The following is a 22,342-nucleotide window of genomic DNA, read 5'->3' on the forward strand; positions in this document are numbered from 1 at the left end:
GGACCGGGAGACAAGGACGAACATGAACGTCTTGGATGGGTTGCAGTGCACCGTCCTGGTGCGGGATGCCGACCCGGTGCTGCGCGACCACGCGGTGCACGGGACGAACATCCTGCCCGGGGTGTCCTTCCTGGACCTGATCTACCGCGTCCTGGCGGCCAAGGGCGTGGACACCGCGACCGCCGAGCTGCGGCGTGTCCTGTTCCTGCGGCCGGTGACCACCAGCGCGGAGGCGGACACCGAGCTCGAGCTGCGGTTCACCGCCGAGGCCGACCGCCACCGGATCACCGTGCACGCCTCCCCGCTGCCGCACGGCGGCACCCGGGGCGCAGCCGAGCAGGTGCTGGAGTGCGAGCTGCTGCTCGGCGCCGCCTTCCCCGAGTCCTCGCTGGACCTCGACGCGTTGCGGCGCAGGGCGGTCCGCGCGGTCGACATGGCCGACGTGTACGAGGTGGTGCGCCGGACCGGGATCGTGCACGGCGAGTTCATGCGCAGTTCGGGGACGCTGCACGTCTCCGACGAGGAACTGCTCGCCGAGCTCGCCCTGAGCGGACCCGCGCGCGAGTACGTCGACTACTTCCGGCTGCACCCAGCGGGACTGGACGCCTCGACGCTGCTGTCCGTCGCGTTCGCCGGGGCGGCGCCGGACACCAGCAAGCCCTACATCCCGCTGTCCATCGAGTCCTTCCGCGCCGCCCACCCCACCGGGCCGGACAGCCTGGTGCACGCGCGCGCACCGCGCCCGGCCGGTCCGAACGCGGACGTCACCGCCTGCGACCTCGACTTCTACGGCCCCGACGGACGACGCCGGATGTGGATCCGCGGACTGGCGTCGAAGCGGGTGCGCGAGGCGGTGTCGATCACCGCGCTGGGCACCCAGAAGTCCACTTCGGACAGCAACCGCAGCGCCGACACCGGTGGCGACCTGGTGGGGTGGCTGCGCGGGCTGCTCGCCGACCAGCTGGCGGTCAGCCCGGCGGAGGTCGACCTCGACCGCGGCTTCTACGAGCTGGGCCTGGATTCGGCCGCCCTGCTGCACGTCGTCCGCCAGCTGGAAGCCGACCTGGGCCTGGAGCTGTACCCCACGCTGCTGTTCGAGCACAACACGGTCACCGCGCTGGCCACCCACCTGCGGCACGAGCACGGCGTGCGGGCACCGGGTGGCGGGGAGCGGAGCTTCGAGCTGGAGCAATACCTGGACGGGCTGGTCGCCGCGCGCGGCGGAGCGGACTCGCCCGATCGCGACCTCGGGTTCTACGACCTGGGCCTGGACTCCACGGGCCTGCTCAGCATCGCCCGGGAGCTGGAGCGCACCTTCGACCGGGACTTCTCCCCGACGCTGCTGTTCGAGCACAACACCATCAACGCCCTGGCCGGGCACCTGCGGGCCGAAGGCTTGGGCACCGCGCCCGCGCCGGGTGCCGGTGACCCCGCGCCGCAGGACGTCGTGCTCGCGCGGACGGTGTGGGAACCGGCGGCGCGGCCCGCGACCGGGCCCGCAGGCCCGCTGCTGGTGGTCGACCCGGCCGGTCGCTCCGGTGCGCTGCGGGACAGCGGCGCGATCCGCGTCGCCACCGGGGCCGAGTTCGCGGAGGCCGACCGGGACGAGTTCCGCGTCGATGTGGCGTCGGTGGCCGACTGGAGCGAGCTGGTGCGCCGCCTGGACGACCGCGGGCAGTTACCGCAGCGGGTGCTCTGGTTGCCATCCTCGACCGGTGGTGACCACGAGGCGTTGCGCCGGGAGTTCCACGCGCTGCTCAGCTTCACCGCCGCGCTGCTGCGGCGGGCTGGCCGCACCGAGCTCCAGCTCGTGTACTGCGTGGCCGAACCCGGCTTCTCCCCGTTGACCGCGCTGAGCGGGATGTTCCGCACGCTGCGCGCGGAGCACCCGGGGATCCGGGCGAAGCTGCTGCTGCAGGAAGGCACTGCGAACCCCGATCTGGGCCTGGCGCTGGCGGAGTTCGGTGACGAGAGCCCCGAGGTGCGCTACCAAGGCGGTACGCGCACCGTGCGCCGCCACCGGCCGGTGGCGGCACCGTCGTCCGGGGTGGAACTCCGGGAGCGGGGCGTCTACCTGATCACCGGTGGTCTCAGTGGGGTTGGCCTGGTCTTCGCCCGCAGCCTCGCGGAACGCGTCCAAGCCAGGTTGGTGCTGTGCGGGCGGTCGCTGCCGGACGCGCACACCCAGCGGCGGATCGCCGGGCTCACCGCGCTGGGCGCCGAAGTCGAGCACGTGGTCGCTGACGTTTCGCAGCGCAGCGAGGTGCGCGACCTGGTCGCTGCGGCCAGGCGGCGCTTCGGTGCGGTGCACGGCGTGATCCACGCCGCCGGGGTGCTGCGCGACGGCCTGCTGGTGGGCAAGAGCGCGGCCGATGCCGATGCCGTGCTCGCGCCGAAGGCCGCCGGTTGCCTGAACCTCGACGAAGCCTTGCGCGACGAGCCCCTGGACTTCTTCGTGCTCTGCTCGTCCACGGCCGGGACCTGGGGGAACATCGGGCAGGCGGACTACGCCTGCGCCAACGCCCTGCTGGACCGCTTCGCCGCGCACCGGGCTCGGCTCGTAGCCGACGGCGAGCGGCACGGCCGCACCGTGGCGATCGGGTGGCCGGCGTGGCGCAACGGCGGGATGCAGCTGCACCCCGCGGCCCTCGACGCCCTGCGGGCAACGGGCCTGCAGCCGATGGAGGACGAAACCGGCTTCTCCGTCCTGCTGGACGCGCTCGCCACCGGGGAACCCCACGTGCTCGCGCTCGTCGGTGACCGCGACGCTGCGCTGGACCTGCTCGACACCGGTCCGGAGGCGGACCAGGTCGAAGTCGCACCGGTGCAGCACCGGGAAGCCACCCCGGCGGAGGTGGTACCGGTGCGGCCGCCGGAGGAGGACCTGATCGCGATCGTCGGCATCAGCGGCCGGTACCCGCTGGCGGACAACCTCGACGAGTTCTGGCAGAACCTGCGCACCGGGCGCGACTGCATCACCGAGGTCCCGGCCGACCGGTGGGACCACGACGCGCTGTTCGCCGCCGAGAAGGGTCGGCCCGGCCGCACCTACAGCAGGTGGGGCGGTTTCCTGACCGGTGTCGACGAGTTCGACCCGCTGTTCTTCCACATCTCCCCGAAGGAGGCGGCGGCCAGCGATCCGCAGGAACGGCTGTTCCTGCAGACGGTGTGGCACACCTTCGAGGACGCCGGGCACGCGCCGTCGAACTGGCAGGGCCGGTCGGTCGGGGTCTACGTCGGCGTGATGTACAACCAGTACCAGCTCTTCGGCGTGCGGGGGCCCGCCGAACCCGCCGGGCCGGTGCCGTCCTCGTTCAACGCGGCCATCGCCAACCGGGTGTCCTACTTCTTCGACCTGCACGGGCCGAGCATCGCGCTCGACACCATGTGCTCGTCCTCGCTGACCGCGATCCACCAGGCCTGCGAGAGCATCCTGCGCGGCGAGTGCGAGGCCGCGATCGCGGGCGGGGTCAACCTGACCGTGCACCCCAACAAGTACCTCCTGCTGAGCCAGTCGTCCTTCCTGTCCTCCGACGGGCGGTGCCGCAGCTTCGGCGCGGGCGGCGACGGCTACGTGCCCGGCGAGGGCGTCGGGGCTGTGCTGCTGCGCCCGCTACGCGACGCGGTCCGCGACGGCGACCACGTCCACGCGGTGGTGCGCGGCCGGGCGCTCAACCACGGTGGCCGGACCGCCGGGTTCTCGGTGCCCAACCCGGAGTCGCAGGCCCGGCTGATCGTCGACGCCTGCCGCAGCGGTGCCGTGGACCCGGCGGGCATCGGGTACGTCGAGGCGCACGGCACCGGTACCTCGCTGGGCGACCCGATCGAGGTCTCCGGCCTGCAGGCGGCGTTCGCGCGCCTGGCCGGGGCCGAGGAGGCGACCTGCGCCATCGGTTCGGTCAAGTCCAACATCGGTCACCTGGAGTCGGCGGCCGGGATCGCGGCGGTGAGCAAGGTGGTGCTGCAGCTGCGGGAGCGCAAGCTGGTCCCGTCGCTGCACGCCGACCCGCTGAACCCGGCGGTGGACTGGCAGCGGTCCTCGTTCAGCGTGCAACGCGAGTACGCCGACTGGGTTCCGCGCCGCGACCCCGCGACCGGTGCCGAACTGCCGCTGCGCGCCGGGATCAGCTCGTTCGGCGCCGGTGGCGCCAACGCCCACCTGATCCTGGAGGAGTACCTGGCTCCGGCGGCACCCGCGGTCCCGGATTCGCCGCAGCTGTACGTGTTCTCGGCGAAGAACGAGCAGCGGCTGGCGGAGCTGGTGCGGCGCCACACCGACTTCCTGGCCTCGCACCTCGCGGACGACCTCGACGAACGCCTGGCAGCCCTGCTGCGCGACCTGCTCGGCGTCCGCACGGCGGTGAACCTGGCGGACCCGCTCGGCGAGCTGGGGCTGGACTACCCGTCCCTGGCGCTGTTCGCGCAGCGGATCGCGGAGACCTTCGCGATGGAGTTCCCACCGTCCGCAGTGGATGGTGAGGTGACCCTGGCCGCGCTGGCCGATCGGCTGCGCCCGGTCGTCGGCCCGGTCGGCGCGTCGACGCTGGACGCGCGGGCGCTGGCCTACACGCTGCAGGTCGGGCGGGAGGCCATGGACGAGCGCCTGGCCGTCGTGGCCTCCTCGGTCGGCCAGCTGCACGAGCTGCTGACCGGCCACCTGGCCGGGCGGGACAGCGCCGACCACATCTGGCGCGGTCGCCGCGGGCGGGAGGTGCCAGCCCCGGTCCGGGAACCGGAACGGCTGGAGCTCGCGGAGCTCGCCCGGGTCTGGGCCGCGGGCGCCGACGTCGACTTCGCCCGGCTGTCCACCGGTTCCCGACCGCAGCGGTTGGCCCTGCCGGGGTACCCGTTCGAGCGGACGCGGTGCTGGATCAGCGCCCCCCAGCTGTCGGCGGAGGGCCCCACGCCCCCCAGCGGGTCGAGCCCGCTCCGGCACCCGCTGCTGGGCACCGCGATCGACGACCCGGACGGAACCCTGTTCACCGCGCACGTGTCGGTGCAGGCGCAGCCGTGGCTGGCGGACCACGTCATGGCCGGTTCCGCGCTGCTCCCGGGCACCGCCTTCGTCGAGCTGGCCGCACAGGCGGGCGCGCATGCCGGGTGCGCCGAGGTCGAGGAGCTGACGCTGGAAGCGCCGTTGGTCCTGCGGGCCGACGTCGCGGCTGAGCTCCGGGTCCGGGTCGGTGCGCCGGATGCGGCGGGCAACCGGCCGGTCACGGTCCACTCGCGGTCCGAGGACCAGGACGAGCCGTGGCTGCGGCACGCCACCGGCGTGCTGACCCCGGCAGCGGCGCGCTCGGTGCACTTCGGCGAGTGGTTGCCGGATGGCGTCGAGCCGATCGACGTCGCGGATCTGCACGAGAGCCTGGCCGAGGTGGGGGCGGAGTACGGCCCGGCGTTCCGCGGCCTGCGCGCGGCATGGCGGCACGGTGACGACATCTACGCCGAGGCCGCCCTCCCCGACGACGTGGACCCCACGGGGTACCGCTTGCACCCGGCGCTGCTCGACGCCGCGCTGCACGCGATCCCGCTCGGTGCGTTCCTGCCGGAACTCGGCACCGCGCAGCTGCCGTTCGCCTGGCGCGGGGTCTCGGTGCGCGCCAGCGGTGACCCGGTGCTGCGGGTGAAGGTCTCGCCCGCGGGGTCCGGTGCGGTCTCGCTCCAGCTCGCCGACGGCCACGGGAACCCGGTGGCCGCGGTGGAGTCGCTGGTCCTGCGCCCTGCTCCGGTGGCGGTGCGAGGTGCCGATGCGCTGTTCCGGGTCGACTGGGAACCCCTGCGGGCCCCCGGGCAGGCCCCGCACCAGCGCTGCGCAGTGCTCGGCCCGGACGGGCTGGAGATCGGGGAAGCCCTGCGCGCCGCTGGGGTTCCCGCGGTGCACCACCCGGACCTCGCTTCGCTGGCCGGAGCGGACGAGGTTCCGCCGCTGGTGTTCGCCTCGTGGGCTCCTGACCTGGGTGATCCGGTGGCCGGTGCGCGCTCGGCAGCCGGGGGCGGGCTAGAACTGCTCCAGTCCTGGCTCGCCGACCACCGCTTCACCGGTGCCCGCCTGGTGCTGGTGACCAGCGGTGTGCTCGACGGCGAGCCCGGTTCGCTGAGCCGGGCGCCGCTGTGGGGCCTGGTCCGGTCGGCGCAGTCCGAGCACCCGGGGCGGTTCGTGCTCGCCGACGTCGACGACCAGGCGTCGGCACCCGCGCTGGTCGGTGCGCTGGCCACCGAGGAGCCGCAGTTCGTGGTCCGGGCCGGTGAGGTGCGCGTGCCCCGGGTGGTGCGGGCTCCGGCCACCGCCCCGGAAAAGTGCCTCCCGGCGGAGGGGACCGTGCTGGTGACGGGGGCCGGTGGCGCACTCGGCGGGGTGGTGGCCCGGCACCTGGTGGCCGAGCACGGCGTCGGCCACCTGCTCCTGCTCAGCCGCCGGGGCCCGGACGCGCCCGGCGCGGCTGAGCTGGAAGCGCAGCTGGCGGAGCTGGGCGCGACGGTCCGGACGGTCGCCTGCGACGCCTCCGACCGCACCGCCCTGGCCGGGGCCCTCGCCCTGATCCCCGAGGCCCACCCGCTGACCGCGGTCGTGCACGCGGCTGGCGCGATCGACGACGGCGTCATCGGCACGCTCACGCCCGAGCAGCTCGACACCGTGCTGCGGCCGAAGGTGGACGCGGCGTGGCACCTGCACGAGCTGACCGCGGACGCCGACCTCACGGCCTTCGTGCTGTTCTCGTCGGTCGCCGGGGTGCTCGGTGGGCCAGGGCAGGCCAACTACGCGGCGGCCAACGCGTTCCTGGACGCGCTGGCCAGGCACCGGCGCGCCAGCGGTCTCCCGGCGGTCTCGCTCGCCTGGGGCCGCTGGGCGGAAGCCACTGGCATGGCCGGTGCGCTCGGCGAACGCGACCGCCAGCGGCTGGACCGCTCGGGTGTCGCCGCACTGCCCACACCGGACGCGCTGGCCCTGCTCGACGTCGCGCTCAGCGGCGACGACCCGGAACTGGTGCCGGTGCGGCTGGACGTGGCGGCGCTGCGGGCCCAGTCGGGGCCCGCGGCGCACCCCATGCTGCGCGGTCTGGTCAGCGGCCCGGCCGAGGGCAGTCCGCTGGAGCAGCGGCTCGCCGGGCTGGACCAGCCGGAGCGGGCGGCCGTGCTCTCCGAGCTCGTGCGCTCGGAAGCCGCTGCGGTGCTCGGGTACCCCGGCCCGGAGGCGGTGGAGCCCGATCGCGCCTTCCAGGAGCTGGGATTCGACTCGCTGAGCGCCATCGAGTTCCGCAACCGGCTGGACACCGCGACCGGCCGCCGCCTGCCCGCGACGCTGGTCTTCGACTACCCGACACCCGCCGAACTGGCCGACCACCTCGGGGAGCAGTTCGGCAGCACCACTGGAGCCGGGCCGGTGCGGCGGGTGCTCGACGAGCTGGACCGCATCGAGCGCGCCATCGCGCAGCTCCCACCCGCGGAGGTCGACGGCTCCGGGCTGGCGGCGCGCCTCGCCGAGCTGCTCGGCGCGGTCGGTGGCGAACCAGCGCCCGCCGCGCGGTTCGCCGCTGCCAGCGACGACGAGATCTTCGCCTTCATCGACGACGAGCTCAAGCTCCCCTGACGAGGACACGACATGGCTGACGAGGAAAAGCTCCGCGACTACCTGCGCCGGGTCACCACCGCGCTGGAGAACACCCGAGCGCAGTTGCGCGAGGTCGAGGACCGGGCGCGGGAGCCGATCGCGATCATCGGCATGGGCTGCCGCTACCCGGGCGGGGTCACCACGCCCGACGAGCTGTGGGAGCTGGTCGCCGGCGGCACCGACGCGATCACCGCCTTCCCCGACGACCGGGGCTGGGACCTGGCGGCGTTGCAGGACCCCGACCACCCCGGTTCCGCCAGCACCACCGAGGGCGGGTTCCTGCCCGACGCGGCGGGTTTCGACGCCGAGTTCTTCTCGATCTCGCCGCGCGAGGCGGTCGCCACCGACCCGCAGCAGCGGCTGTTCCTGGAAACCTCCTGGGAAGCCATCGAGCGGGCCGGGATCGAACCCGGATCGCTGCGCGGCAGCCGCACCGGCGTGTTCAGCGGCGTGATGTACCACGACTACCCGGGCAGCTACGGCGTTGGCAGCGTGGTCTCCGGCCGGGTTGCCTACGCCCTCGGGCTGGAGGGACCGGCCGTCTCGCTGGACACCGCGTGCTCCTCCTCTCTGGTCGCGCTGCACCTGGCCGTGCAGGCGCTGCGCCGGGGCGAGTGCTCGCTGGCGCTGGCCGGTGGTGCCGCGGTGATGGCCACGCCCCGCGCGTTCGTCGACTTCAGCAAGCAGGGCGGCCTCGCCCCGGACGGGCGCTGCAAGTCCTTCGCCGCCGGGGCCGACGGCACCGGGTGGTCCGAGGGGATCGGCGTGCTGCTGGTCGAACGGCTCTCGGACGCCCAGCACAACGGGCACCCGGTGCTGGCCGTGGTCCGCGGCAGCGCGGTCAACCAGGACGGTGCCAGCAACGGCCTGACCGCACCCAACGGCCCCGCGCAGCAGCGCGTGATCCGGGAGGCCCTGCTCGACGCGGGGCTGTCCCCTGCCGAGGTCGACGTGGTCGAGGCCCACGGGACGGGCACCCCGCTGGGCGATCCGATCGAGGCGCAGGCACTGCTGGCCACCTACGGGCAGGACCGCTCGACGTCCCCGCTGTGGCTGGGGTCGATCAAGTCCAACATCGGCCACACCCAGGCCGCCGCCGGGGTCGCGGGCATCATCAAGCTGGTCCAGGCGATGCGGCACGGCCTGCTGCCGCGCACCCTGCACGCCGAGGAGCCGACACCGCACGTCGACTGGGGGTCCGGTGAGGTCCGCCTGCTCACCGAGGCGGTCGAGTGGCCACCGGCCGAGCGCGCGCGCCGCGGCGCGGTGTCCTCCTTCGGGTTGAGCGGAACCAACGCGCACGTGGTCCTGGAGGAACCGCCCGCCGCCGAGCGCGTCATCGGCCAGCCGCAGTCGGGCCCGGTGCCGGTCGCGCTGTCCGCCCGGACACCGCAGGCGTTGCGCGAGCAGGCGGCCCGGTTGGCGGCCGCGGTGGGAGCCGACGCCGACCTGCGGCCCGCCGACGTCGGGTACTCGCTGGTCACCACCCGGTCGTCGTTCCCGCACCGCGCGGTCGTGGTGGCCGCCGACCGGGAAGAGCTCCGGGACGGGCTCGCGGCGCTGGCCGCTGGGGCGCCGTCGCCCGCGGTGGTGGAGGCCGAGCGCCCCGCCGGACCGGGTGCCGACCCGGTGTTCCTGTTCCCCGGCCAGGGTTCGCAGTGGGCCGGGATGGCCGTCGAACTGCTGGGCACCGCACCGGTGTTCGCCGAGCGGATCGCCGAGTGCGAGCGCGCGCTCGACCCGTTCGTGGACTGGTCGTTGACCGCGGTGCTGCGCGGCGATCCGGACGCTCCCGCGCTGGAGCGGGTCGACGTGGTGCAGCCCGCGCTGTTCGCGGTGATGGTGTCGCTGGCCGCGCTGTGGCAGCACCACGGAATCCGGCCATCGGCCGTGGTCGGGCACAGCCAGGGCGAGATCGCCGCGGCCTGCGTGGCCGGAGCGCTGTCGCTGCCCGACGCCGCGCGCGTGGTGGCCCTGCGCAGCCAGGCGCTGCTGGAGCTCAGCGGCCAGGGCGGGATGATCTCCGTGCCGCTGCCGCTGGCGGAGGTCCAGCAGCGGCTCACCCGGTGGCCGGACCAGCTGTCGGTGGCCGCCGTGAACGGGCCCACCTCGGTCGTGGTCTCCGGTGACGTCGACGCGCTCGAGGAGCTGTTCGCCGAGTGCGAGGCCGAGGAGCTCCGGGTCCGCCGGATCGAGGTGGACTACGCCTCGCACTCCGCCCACGTGGAGCGGATCCGCCCCCGGCTGCTCGCGGCGCTGTCCGGGATCCGCCCGCGCACCGCCGAGATCCCGCTGCACTCCACAGTGGATGGCGACTGGATCGACACCACCGCCATGGACGCCGAGTACTGGTACCGCAATCTCCGCCAGGCGGTGCACTTCGCCGCCTCGATCGACGCCCTGCTGGAGCGGGGCAGCACCGCCTTCGTCGAGATCAGCCCGCACCCGGTGCTCGCGATCGGCACCCAGGACACCATCGACGCCGCGGACCGCGACGCGGTGGTGGTCGGTTCGCTACGGCGCGACGAGGGCGGCATGGCCGCCTTCCTGACCTCGCTGTCCCGGCTGCACGTCACCGGTACCTCGCCGGACTGGGCCACCACCTTCCCGGGGGCCCGCCGCGTGGACCTGCCCACCTACCCGTTCCAGCACCAGCGGTTCTGGCGGGTCGAGGACGGCGCGGACGCGGCCGGTCTGGGGCTGCGCGCGGCACGGCACCCGCTGGTCGGTGGTGTGGTGGCGGTCGCCGCCGAGGATGGCGTGCTGCTGACCGGCCGGGTGTCCACGCGAAACCAGCCCTGGCTGGCCGACCACGCGGTCGGCGGCCGCGTGGTGCTGCCCGGCACCGCCTACGTCGAGCTCGCGTGCCGCGCCGGGGACGAGGTCGGTTGCGCCCGGGTGGTGGAGCTGACCATCGAAGCGCCCCTGGTCCTGCCGGAGCAGGGCGGGGTGCGGCTGCAGATCTCCGTTGGAGCACCGGATGAGCAGGGCTGCCGTCCGCTGAGCCTCCACTCGCAGCCGGACGGTCCGGACGGCGAGAACCCATGGGTCCGCAACGCCACCGGTGTGCTGGGCACCGGTTCCGCGCCGCAGGCGTTCCCCGAGCGGACGTGGCCACCGACCGGTGCCGAAGCTGTCGCGGTCGAGGAGATCTACGGTCGGATGTCGGCGGCAGGGCTGTCCTACGGACCGGCGTTCCGCGGCGTGCGCGCCGCGTGGCGGCGCCGCGAGGAGCTGTTCGCCGAGGTCTCCGCGCCGCCGGACGACGGGTTCGGGCTGCACCCCGCTCTACTGGACGCCGCGCTGCACCCGCTCGGGCTCGGCACCTTCCACGAGGACGACCAGCAGGGGCTCGTGCGGCCGTGGTTGCCGTTCGCCTGGAGCGGCGTCGAACTGCACGCGGTGGGTGCCACCGACGTGCGGGTGCGGCTCGCTCCGCTCGGCAACGACGCAGTGCGCGTGGACATCGCCGACAGCAACGGCGAACCGGTCGCCACTGCCGAATCGCTGCTGCTCAGGCCATTGGACGTGGTGACGTTGCCGTCTTCGGCCGAGAACGACGCGCTGTTCACCGTCGACTGGACCCCGGCGCCCATGGGTGCCAGGACTGCGGAATCCCTGGCGGTGGTCGGCAGCCAGGAGCTGAGCACCGCGTTGCAGGCCGAGTTCTACCCGGACCTCGCGGCCCTGGCCGGAGCACCTGACGTCGCGGACCTCGTCCTCATGCCGTTCTCGCTCGACTGCGGCGACGACATCGCGGCAGCCACCCGCACCGCTGTCGCGGAGGCGCTGGCGGTGGTCCAGCAGTGGCTCGCCGAGGAGCGGTTCAACGCCGCCCGCCTGGCCCTGATCACCAGTGCTGCCGGTGCGGAGATGGTGGTCGGGTCGGCGGTCCGGGGACTGCTGCAGTCCGCGCAGTCCGAACACCCCGGTCGGCTGGTCCTGCTCGACGCCGAACCCGGCACGGACCCGAAGAACCTGCTCAGCGCCCTCAACACCGCGGAACCGCAGGTCGCGCTGCGCGACGGGCAGCTGCACGTCCCCCGGCTGGCCCGCGCGCGGTCCGCCGAGGGGAGCGCACCGGTCTGGGAGGCCGGGGGAACGGTGCTCATCACCGGGGCGACCGGCACCCTGGGCGGCCTCGTCGCCCGCCACCTGGTCGTCGAGCACGGTGTCCGGCACCTGTTGTTGACCAGCCGCCGCGGGCAGGACGCCGAAGGGGCTGCGGAACTCCGGGCGGAGCTGGTCGAACTCGGCGCCTCCGTGCGGATCGAGGCCTGCGACGCCGCTGATCGCGAGGCCCTGCGCGAGCTGCTGGCCGCGATCCCCGGATCCGCGCCGCTGACTGGCGTCGTGCACACCGCAGGTGTGCTCGACGACGCGCTCGTCGAGACACTCACCCCGGAGCAGCTCGACGCCGTGCTGCGCCCCAAGGTCGACGCCGCGGTCAACCTGCACGAGCTGACCGCGGAGCTGGACCTGACGGCGTTCGTGCTGTTCTCCTCCGCGGCCGGGGTGCTCGGGGGACCGGGGCAGGGCAACTACGCCGCCGCCAACGCGTTCCTGGACGCACTGGCCCGGCACCGCTGCGCCGCCGGGCTCCCGGCGCTGTCGCTGGCCTGGGGCCGCTGGCAGCAGGACAGCGGGCTCACCGCCGGTCTCGACGAGGCCGACCGGGCGCGGCTGAACCGCTCCGGCATCGCGGCGTTGTCCACATCGGACTCGCTCGCGCTCCTCGACGCCGCCGGTGCCACCGGCGCGCCCGCGCTGGTCCCGGTGCGACTGGATCACGCGGCGCTGCGGGCGCAGGCCGCCGAGGGCATGTTGCCGCCGATCCTGCGCGGCCTGGTGCGCGTCCCGGCGCGACGGGCGGCCGGTGCCGCACCGGCGGGAACGTCCGCGCTTCAGGAGCGGCTGGCCGGGCTGCCTGAGGCCGACCGGCACCAGCTGCTGCTGGAACTGGTGCGTGGGCACGTGGCGGCGGTGCTCGGCCACGCCTCCGGTGCCGCCGTCGACAGCGACCGGGCGTTCAAGGACCTCGGATTCGGTTCGCTGACCGCGGTCGAGCTGCGTAACAGGTTGAACGCGGCGACCGGGCTCCGGCTGCCCGCCACCCTGGCGTTCGACCACCCGACGCCCACCGCGCTGGCCCGCGCCCTGGGCGAGAAGCTGACCGGAGCCACCGGGGCGCCCGCCTCCCCGGCGGTGCTCACCGCCGCGGACGACGACCCGGTCGTCATTGTCGGGATGAGCTGCCGCTACCCCGGTGACGTGGCCAGCCCCGAGCAGTTGTGGGACCTGGTGGTCTCCGGTGGCGACGCGATCTCGGCGTTCCCCGACGACCGGGGCTGGGACCTCGACGCGCTGTACCACGTCGACCCCGACCAGCCCGGGACCAGCTACGTCCGCGAAGGCGGGTTCCTGCGCGACGTCGCCGACTTCGACCCCGCCTTCTTCGGGATCTCCCCGCGCGAGGCGCTCGCGATGGACCCGCAGCAGCGGCTGCTGCTGGAGACCTCGTGGGAGGCCTTCGAGAACGGCGGCATCGATCCGGCGGCGGTGCGCGGCAGCCAAGCCGGGGTGTTCGTCGGCGTGATGTACCAGGACTACAGCACGCGGCTGGGTGAGCTGCCCGCCGACGCGGAAGCATTCGCCGGGACCGGGAACTCGGGCAGCGTGGCCTCCGGTCGCCTCGCCTACTGGTTCGGCTTGGAGGGCCCGGCGGTCACAGTGGACACGGCGTGCTCCTCCTCGCTGGTCAGCCTGCACCTGGCGGCGCAGGCGCTGCGCGCCGGGGAGTGCTCGCTGGCGCTGGCCGGAGGCGTGACGGTGCTGTCCACCCCGGCGGTCTTCGTCGACTTCAGCCGCCAGCGCGGCTTGGCGCGCGACGGCCGCTGCAAGCCGTTCGCCGACGCCGCCGACGGCACCAGCATGTCCGAGGGCGTGGGGATGGTGGTGCTGGAACGGCTGTCCGACGCGCGGCGCCACGGGCACCGGGTGCTGGCCGTCCTGCGCGGCTCGGCGACCAACCAGGACGGGGCCTCCAACGGCCTCACCGCCCCGAACGGCCCGTCCCAGCAGCGGGTGATCCGCCGGGCCCTGGCGGCAGCGCGGTTGAACCCCGGTGACGTCGACGTGGTCGAGGCGCACGGGACCGGGACCGAGCTGGGCGATCCGATCGAGGCGCAGGCGCTGCTGGCCACCTACGGGCAGGACCGGCCCGCGGACCGGCCGCTGCTGGTCGGTTCGGTCAAGTCCAACATCGGGCACACCCAGGCCGCCGCCGGGGTGGCCGGGGTGATCAAGGTGGTGCTGGCGATGCGCCACGGGCTGCTGCCGAGGATCCTGCACGTGGACCGGCCGTCCAGCCACGTCGACTGGTCGGAGGGCGCGGTGCAGCTGCTCACCGGGACCACCCCGTGGCCGGATGCGGGGAGGCCGCGCCGGGCGGGCGTTTCGTCGTTCGGTATCAGCGGGACGAACGCCCACGTGATCCTCGAACAGCCACCCGAGCCCGAGGAGCTACCGGCCCCGCCCGCGGCGCCGCTGCTGCTCTCGGCCAAGAGCGCAGAGGCGCTGCGCGGCCAGGCGACGGCGCTGCGGACCTGGCTGGACGCCAGTGACGAGCCCAATCTCGCCGAGGTCGCGGCTGCGCTGGCGACTGGTCGCGCGCACTTCAGGCACCGCGCCGCGCTGGTGGCGAGCGACCGGGCGGAAGCGTTGCGGGGGCTGGACGCGCTGGCCACCGGTGCGTTCGACCCGCTGGTGTGCACCGGCGTCCCGGGCGGTGACAAGGTCGCCTTCCTGTTCACCGGGCAGGGCAGCCAGCGGGTGGGCATGGGACGCGAGCTGCACGAGCAGTTCCCGGTCTTCGCCGAGGCCTTCGACGCGGTGTGCGCGAAGCTGGACGAGCACTTCGACCGCCCGCTGCGCGAGGTCGTCTTCGGCGACCAGGCCACCCTCGACCGCACCGCGGCGACCCAGGCGGCGCTGTTCGCCCTGGAAGTGGCGCTGTTTCGGCTGGTGGAGTCCTGGGGGGTGCGGCCGGACCACCTCGCTGGGCACTCGATCGGCGAGGTGACCGCCGCGCACGTGGCCGGGGTGCTGTCGCTGGAGGACGCGGCCCGGCTGGTGGCCGCGCGGGGCCGCCTGATGCAGCAACTGCCCGAGGGCGGTGCGATGCTGTCGGTGCGCGCGGCCGAGGACGAGGTGCTGCCGCTGCTGGCCGGGCGCGAGGACCGGCTGGGCCTCGCGGCGGTGAACGGCCCGCGCGCGGTGGTCGTCTCCGGTGCCGCCGACGCCGTCGCAGAGGTCGCCGAAGCCCTCGGTTCCGCAGGCCACCGCACCAAGCCGCTGCGGGTGAGCCACGCGTTCCACTCGCCGTTGGTGGAGGAGATGCTGGCGGAGTTCCGCGAGGTCGTGGCGCAGCTGTCGTTCCGGGAACCGGAGATCCCGATCGCTTCGACGCTGACCGGCGAGCTCGTCGCGCCCGGCGAACTCACCTCGCCGGAGCACTGGGTGCGCCACGCCAGGGAGACCGTGCGGTTCGACGCGGCAGTGCGCAGCCTCCGCGACCAGGGCGTCACGGCGTTCCTCGAACTGGGACCGGACGCGGTGCTCGCCCCGCTGGCCGAGGCGTGTTCGGAGGGCCCCGTGCTCGCGGTGGCCGCGATGCGCCGGGACCGGGCCGAAGTGGCGGCGCTGACCGAGGCGCTCGCGCGAGCGCACGTGCATGGGGTGGCGCTCGACTGGTCGGCGGTGTTCGCCGGTCGCGCGGTCACCACCGCGGACCTGCCCACGTACGCGTTCCAGCGCCAGCGCTACTGGCCGGAGGCGCCGCAGCGGGCACGCGCCGCGGACCCGGTCGAGGCGCGCTTCTGGGCGGCCGTCGAGCAGGAGGACTTCGAGGAGCTGAGCCAGACCCTCGACCTCCGAGGTGACGAACCGGTCGGCGAGGTGCTCGCGGCACTGGCTTCCTGGCGGCGCAACGGTGGGCAGCGCGAGGCCGACGTCCTGCCGCTGCACGTCGAGTGGCAGCCGGTGCCCGCGGACGAACCAGCCGCCCTGTCCGGGACGTGGTTGGTCGTGGTGCCCGGCAGCGCTCCTGGTGCGCAGGTCGACCCGGTCATCGGCGCGCTCGCCCGCCACGGCGCGGCGGTCATCACGCTCACCGCCGCCGAGGACGAGGACCGCACCGGGCTCGCGCAGCGCATCCGCGAACTGACCGCCGAGCGGGAACCGGTGCGCGGGGTGCTGTCCCTGCTCGCAGGCGGGCGTGAGCCGGTGGTCACCACGACGGCGCTGCTGCAGGCGCTGGCCGACCTGGACTTCGAGGGGCGGCTGTGGTGCGTGACGGCAGGAGCCGTGGCCGTGGTGGAGACCGACGAACCGGATCCGTGGACGCAGGCGCCGCTGTGGGGGCTGGGACGCGCCGCCGCGCTGGAACTGGCTGACCGCTGGGGAGGACTGGTCGACCTGCCCCAGGAGCCCGGTGAGCAGGCCCGCGCGTGGCTGTGCCAAGTCCTGTCCGCCAACGCCGGTGCCGAGATGGCGATCCGGGACTCCGGCGTCTTCGCTCACCGGTTGGTGCCCACCCAGGACACCGGATCCGACCCGTGGGAGCCAACCGGAACGGTGCTGCTCGCCGGGGAATTCGGGCCCGTGTCGAGGGAATTCGCCCGGTGGGCGGTGCGCGGTGGTGCGCGGCGCGTCGTGGTCGCCGCGTCCGATCCGGTCGCCGCGCCGGGCGTGGAGGTGCGCGCGGAACCACTGACCGACCTGCTCGTGGAACTCGAACCCGATGTGGTGATCCACGCGGTTCCGGAACTCCCGGCGGAGGAGATCTCCGACGTCGACCCGGAGCAGGCTGGCAAGGCGGTGCGGTCGCTGGTCGAACCGCTGCGCGAACTGCACGAGCGGACGGGGAATGACTACGTCGTGCTCTCGCCGGCGGCTGTCCCCGGTGCGAGCGGGCGGTACGCGAACGCGATCGCCGCAGCAGTGGCCGACGCCGTGGCCGCCCGGCGGAAGGCCGACGGGCTGTCCGGGAATTCCGTGTCGTTGGCGGAGATCCGACCTGGCGCAGCGGTCCGGGTCCTGCCCCAGATCATCGGCGGCGGTGCTGCGGCAACCGTTCTGTCCACTGAGGACTGGAGTGTTCAGGTAGCGGAACAATCGACCATCGAAGGGGAAGCCGGTGATCCGGCCGCAGCGCTGCGCGCGCGGTTGTCCGGGATGGCCGTGGAGGAGTGGCCGGGAGTCCTGCTCGAAGGGATCCGCAACCTCTCCGCGGCAGTGCTCGGGCACTCCTCGGCTGCGGACGTACCCGCCGACGCGGAACTGCTCGACCTCGGTCTTTCCTCGGTCACCGCGCTCGAACTGCGCAACGGGCTCAACGAGTTCACCGGTCTGGAACTGCCTGCCGACGTGCTCTACGAGTGCCCGACACCGGAGGCGCTGGCGGCCGAGGTCTGCGCCTCGTTGGCCGAGGAGGTGGCGTTGCGCACCGGATGACGGAGGTGAGACCCCGCGCGGACGCGCTGGAATTCCCGGGAAAATTCAGGGGATTCCGGCGTCGGTCACGCGGTAAGCTGCGGGCAGGTCCCGCGTGTTCCACGGGCAGTCCACTGTGGCATGACAACGCCGCGGTGCTGCCCACCCGGCGTCGTCGAGCGGCGCTCGACGGTCCCGGCACGGCCCAATCGCACAACCCAGGAGAGAGAACCCGATGGTCAACCCCCGCTTGTGGAACGTCGTCCACGAGACGAACTCGCCGGATGTGGTGCTCGCGGCGGACTTCCCGGTGACCGGGCGCAACGAGGGCGGCTTCCCCGAACTGGTCCAGCAGTGGGGTGCCGACGTCGCGCTGTGGCAGACCGTGCCGCCCACCGTCATGCCGGACACCGACATCACCCCGGCCGACTACCTCAAGCCGTGGCTGAGCGAGGTGGCCGACAGCGGTCGCCGGGTGCGCGCCGTGCTCGGCTACTGCGCGGGCTCGGTGTTCGCCGCCGCGCTGGCGGAGGAGATCGCGGCCTGGCAGCAGCCCGCGCCCGAGGTGGTCGTGCTCGACCCCGAGCTGATCACGGTGGTCACCGCGCACCTGCAGTTCGGCCGGGTGATGGGCAACATGGCCGCGGTCCTCAACGAGGACGAGGTCAAGCAGGTCGAGCAGGACGCGGCCCAGCTCGCCGCGCGGGAGGGCGCCGGAACGCGTGCCTTCACCGCGGACCTGTTCACCAGGTTCCGGCCACTGGCCCAGCAGGCGTTCACCCGAGCTGGCCTGGAGGAGGAGTTCGGCGAGGAGCTGATCGAGCTGGTCGGCTCGTTCATGACCTACCTCAGCGTGGCCTCCCAGCTCGACCCCCGGCCGGGCTGGGCACGCGGCACCGCGCTCAGCTCGACCAGCCCCAGCAGCGGGCTCAACCGGATGCGCGCCTCCGGCGAGGTGGGCGAGGGCGCGGTCGCCCACGAGCTGACCTTCGACGTCGAGCACCGGGACCTGCTGCGCACCGCGGCCGTGGCCGAGGCGCTGACCCGGATCCTGGAGAAGTGATGCCCGAAGCCACCAGGAAGGAGAAGACCCTCTGGCTGCTGGAGGACCTCGTCCCCGGCAGCGGGGTGAACAACCTCTCGCTGGCCTTCCGCGTCGACGGGCAGCTGCGCCCACCGGTCCTCCGAGACGTGGTCGCGCGCCTGCTGCGCCGCTACGAGGTGCTGCGCACGGTCTTCCACGAGACCGACGGCGTGGTGCACCGCGAGGTGCTGCCCGCCGACCGGGTGCGGGTCGACGTCGAGCAGGACGGTGGGACCGGACCTGTCCAGGAGCGGCTGGCGGCCTTCGTCGCGCGCCCCTTCCACCGGGACGGGAGGCCGCTGCTGCGGGTGCTGCACCTGCCGGACGCCGGGGGTGACGTCTGCTGCATCGCGATCCACCACGCCATCTCCGATGTCCGCTCCACCGCGCTGCTGCGGGACGCGTTCGTGTCCTGCTACGACGCGCTGGCTTCCGGGCGCGCGCTGAGCGCCGGCGAACTGGCCGAGGTCCCGGCCTGGCGGGAACCGGAGCCGCGCGCGGCCAGCCGCCGGTTCTGGGAGCAGAAGATCAGCGGGTTCGACTCCGACGCGCTGGAACTGCTTTGCGAGAAACCCGATTCCGGGCAGGCGTCGCTGACTGGTGACGAGGTGACCCGGCCGCTGTCCGGGGCCGCCCGCGAGGTGGTCAAGCGGTTGCAGCGGGAGCTGCGGGCACCGGAGTCGGTGGTGCTGCTGGCCGCCTACTACCTGCTGCTGGCCGCGCACGGCGCCGGGCCGGACCTGGTCATCGGTTCGCCGGTCAACGTGCGGACGAAGGAGGCCGCGCAGGCCATCGGCGACCACAACAACCTTGTCGCGCTGCGCGTGCTCGTCGACCGCGCACGGGGCTTCCGGGAACTCACCGCCGACACCCGCCGGATGTTCCTGGAGGCCATGGCCCACGCCGACTGCGCCGCCGACGAGCTGCTGGAGGTCGTGCCCCGGTCGAACGCCTCGTGGCGCAACGTGCTGTTCCGGCACGTGTTTAACTACGTGCCGGTGGACGGCAGCGGGGCGGAGTTCACCCTCGACGGCAAGCGGGCCGAGCTGCTGACCGTGGAGAACGGTTCCAGCCAGTTCGACCTGGAGTTCTTCATCACCTCCGCGCCGGAGCAGCTGCGCGTCCGCGCGGTGTTCTACACCGGTGTCCTCGACCGGCAGGACGTGGAGCTGCTGCTGGCGCGCTACGACGCGCTGCTGGTCGAGGTGGGGCGGGACCTGGACCGCCCGGTCGGCGAGATCCCGGTGTGGAGCGAGCGCGACCGCGAGGTGATCGCCGCGGCGAACGCCACCGAGCGGCCGGTCGAGCCGGACACCGTGCTCGCGGCGGTCGCCCGGCAGGTCCGGTCCGCGCCGGAGGCCCCGGCCGTCCGGCACGGCGACCGCACCACCAGCTACGGCAGCTTGTGGGGCGCGGCGGAGGTGACCCGCGACCGCCTGGTGGCGGCGGGGGTGCGACCAGGCGACGTCGTTGCCCTGCTGCTGAACCGCGGTCCCGAGCTGGCGGCCGCCGCGCTCGGTGCCTGGCTGGCCGGCGCCGCCTACCTGCCGCTGGAACCGAACCACCCGGCGCAGCGGATCAGCTACCAGCTGGCCGACTCCGGTGCCAAGACGCTGGTGGCGGGCGCCGGTGCCGAGGCACCGGAGGGGTGCGCGCTGCTGCCCCCGGTGGACGTCGACGGCGCAGCACCGACCACCGATCCGGTGGTTCCGGCCATCGACCCGGACAGCGCCGCCTACCTGATCTACACCTCGGGATCCACCGGTCGCCCCAAGGGCATCCCGATCCGGCACCGCAGCCTCGCCAACGTGATCACCGACTACGCCGACCGGTTCGGCGTCGCGCGCGCGACCGGTGCCACCGCGTGGCTGAGCACGTTCAGCTTCGACACCTCCGGCATCGAGCTGTTCATGCCGCTGATCTCCGGCGGCCAGGTGCTGGTGGCCCCGGACGAGGCGCGCTCGGACGGCGAGGCGATGCTGGCGCTGCTGCGGGACAACGACATCAGCTTCCTGCAGGCCACGCCGACGACCTGGCGGCTGGTGGTCGACCAGGTGGCCGGTGAGCTGGCCGGGCTGAGCGTGCTCAGCGGTGGCGAGCCGCTGACCCCGGAGCTGGCCGCGCGGCTGGTCGCCACCGGTTGCCGGTTGTGGAACGTCTACGGCCCGACGGAGAGCACGATCTGGGCGACCGCCGGTGAGATCGGCGAGCCGGTCGAGCGGGTGGACGTGGGCGGCCCGGTGGCCAACACCCGCGTGTTCATCGCTGGCCCGCACGGCGAGGAACTGCCGATCGGCGTGCGCGGCGAGCTGTGCGTGGCCGGGATCGGCGTTGGCTCCGGCTACCACGACCGGCCGGAGCTGACCGCAGCGCAGTTCGGCGAGCACCCCGAGCACGGCCGCTTCTACCGGTCGGGCGACCTCGCGCGCTGGCTGCCCGACGGTCGGCTGGACCTGCTGGGCCGCCGGGACCGGCAGGTGAAGCTGCGCGGGAACCGGATCGAGCTGGGCGAGGTCGAAGCCGTGCTGCTCGGCCACCCCGAGGTCGACGCGGCGGCGGTCGTGGTGGTCGGCGACCCCAGTGCCGACGGCGTGCTGGTGGCGTTCGTGTCGGTGCCGCGGCGGCCGGAGGTGGTGGGGGAGTTGTGGGACCACGTGCACGGCCTGCTGCCCCGCTCCGTCGTGCCGCACCGGTTCATCCCGGTCGAGGACTTCCCCAAGACCGGCAGCGACAAGGTGGACTACCGCGCGCTCGCCCGGATCGCCGCGGAGCGCGCGACAGACACCAGCGACCGGCCCGCGGCCGACATCGGTGACCAGGTGGTCAAGCAGCTGGTCGAGTTCTGGTGCCGCCTGCTCGAACGCGACGACCTCGACGCGAGCAGCCACTTCTTCGCCAGCGGCGGCCACTCGCTGCTCGGTGCCACGCTGGCCCAGGAGGTCAAGAACAGCACTGGTGTCCGGATCAAGCTCGCCGACGTCTTCGAGAACCCGACCCCGACCAGCCTGGCCAGCCGGATCCGCGCCCTCGCGGCCGAGACCGGCCAGCAGCTCTAGCGAACACCCGCGGCGAACCCGTCCCCAGTGGCGGGTTCGCCGACAGGTCCCGAACACAGGAAGCGAGCAACCACGTGGACATCCTCAAACTCGCCGTCAGCGGCTGGTTCGCCCGATCGGCCGCGGTGGCCGCCCGGCTCGGCATCCCGGACCTGCTGGCCGGTGAACACCTGTCCAGCGACGAGATCGCCGAACGCACCGGCACCCGCCCGGAGGTGGTGCGGCGGCTGATGCAGGTGCTCACCGTGCCCGGCGTCGTCCTGCGCGACGACAACGGCGACTTCACCCTCAACGAGGCCTTCGCCCAGCTGCGGTCCGACCACCCGCAGACGTTGCGGCACTTCTTCATCCTCTCCGCCGAGACCTACGACGACGCCTGGGGTGGCCTGCTGCACACGGTGCGCACCGGCGAATCCGGCTTCGAGCAGGTCTTCGGCCTGCCGCTCTACGAGTACCTGGAGAAGGACGCCGACACCGCGGACCTGTTCGACCGGGCCATGGTCGACCTGGCCCGCCCGGTCGCGGCCGAGCTGGTGCGCCACCACGACTTCACCGGGCTCGACCGGGTCGTGGACGTCGGTGGTGGCGCGGGCGCGATGCTCAAGGGCATCCTCGGTGCGCAGCGCGAGCTGCGCGGGGTGGTGGCCGACCGGGCCAGCGTGTGCGAGCGCGGAGCGGCCGAGCTGGCCGACTCCGGCGACGCGGACCTGGCGGAGCGGCTGTCCTTCGAGCCGTCGGACTTCTTCGCGAGCGTCCCGGTCGGCGGCGACCGCTACCTGCTCAAGAACGTCCTGCACGACTGGACCGTCGAGAACCGGGTGCGCATCCTGTCCACGGTCGCCGACGCGATGCGCCGCACGGCGGAGTCCGGCGGGCAGCCGCGGCTGCTGGTGATCGAACCGCTGGTGGAGAGCGACCAGGACGGCTGGCGGGCGCTGTTCCAGATGTTGATCTGCGACGAGGGCATGGACGGCCTGGACGAGGACGGCATGCGGCAGGTGCTCGGCACGGCTGGCTTCGACGTGGTCTCGACGGTGCGCCTGGCCACCGGGCACACCGTCCTGGACTGCGCCGTCCGCCCGGCCTGAGGACGAGGGCGGG

At 73.7% G+C, this 22,342-nt stretch carries 5 protein-coding genes; all 5 read left to right on the forward strand.

Going from position 1 to position 22,342, the window contains the following annotated elements:
- Window positions 1-22 precede the first annotated feature (22 nt).
- The 5 genes from ABT324_RS17160 (at window position 23) to ABT324_RS17180 (ending at window position 22,329) form a co-directional block, all read left to right on the forward strand.
- On the forward strand, window positions 23-7,588 hold the full coding sequence (locus tag ABT324_RS17160) for an SDR family NAD(P)-dependent oxidoreductase (RefSeq protein WP_351177799.1): 7,566 nt from the start codon (window positions 23-25) through the stop codon (window positions 7,586-7,588).
- 12 nt (window positions 7,589-7,600) lie between these two features.
- The gene (locus ABT324_RS17165; RefSeq protein WP_351177802.1) at window positions 7,601-17,122 is read left to right on the forward strand and encodes a type I polyketide synthase; all 9,522 of its coding nucleotides are present in this window, start codon (window positions 7,601-7,603) and stop codon (window positions 17,120-17,122) included.
- A 214-nt stretch (window positions 17,123-17,336) separates the two neighbouring features.
- Window positions 17,337-18,164 carry a hypothetical protein gene (locus tag ABT324_RS17170; RefSeq protein WP_351177805.1) on the forward strand — a complete coding sequence of 276 codons (828 nt, stop codon included), beginning with the start codon at window positions 17,337-17,339 and terminating at the stop codon, window positions 18,162-18,164.
- Window positions 18,164-21,241: a non-ribosomal peptide synthetase gene (locus tag ABT324_RS17175; protein ID WP_351177808.1), complete on the forward strand. Its 3,078-nt coding sequence runs from the start codon at window positions 18,164-18,166 to the stop codon at window positions 21,239-21,241. The genes ABT324_RS17170 and ABT324_RS17175 overlap by 1 nt, the downstream gene beginning before the upstream one ends.
- A 74-nt stretch (window positions 21,242-21,315) precedes the next feature.
- The gene (locus ABT324_RS17180; RefSeq protein WP_351177811.1) at window positions 21,316-22,329 is read left to right on the forward strand and encodes a methyltransferase; all 1,014 of its coding nucleotides are present in this window, start codon (window positions 21,316-21,318) and stop codon (window positions 22,327-22,329) included.
- The last annotated feature ends 13 nt before the right edge of the window (window positions 22,330-22,342 follow it).

It is taken from the genome of Saccharopolyspora sp. NPDC000359 (assembly GCF_040300525.1).
Taxonomy (GTDB): domain Bacteria; phylum Actinomycetota; class Actinomycetes; order Mycobacteriales; family Pseudonocardiaceae; genus Saccharopolyspora.

Bases quoted from the DNA above. Each gene is read 5' to 3' on its own strand.
- ABT324_RS17160 (WP_351177799.1), top strand. From the start codon at position 23: ATGAACGTCTTGGATGGGTTGCAGTGCACCGTCCTGGTGCGGGATGCC.
- ABT324_RS17165 (WP_351177802.1), top strand. From the start codon at position 7,601: ATGGCTGACGAGGAAAAGCTCCGCGACTACCTGCGCCGGGTCACCACC.
- ABT324_RS17170 (WP_351177805.1), top strand. From the start codon at position 17,337: ATGGTCAACCCCCGCTTGTGGAACGTCGTCCACGAGACGAACTCGCCG.
- ABT324_RS17175 (WP_351177808.1), top strand. From the start codon at position 18,164: ATGCCCGAAGCCACCAGGAAGGAGAAGACCCTCTGGCTGCTGGAGGAC.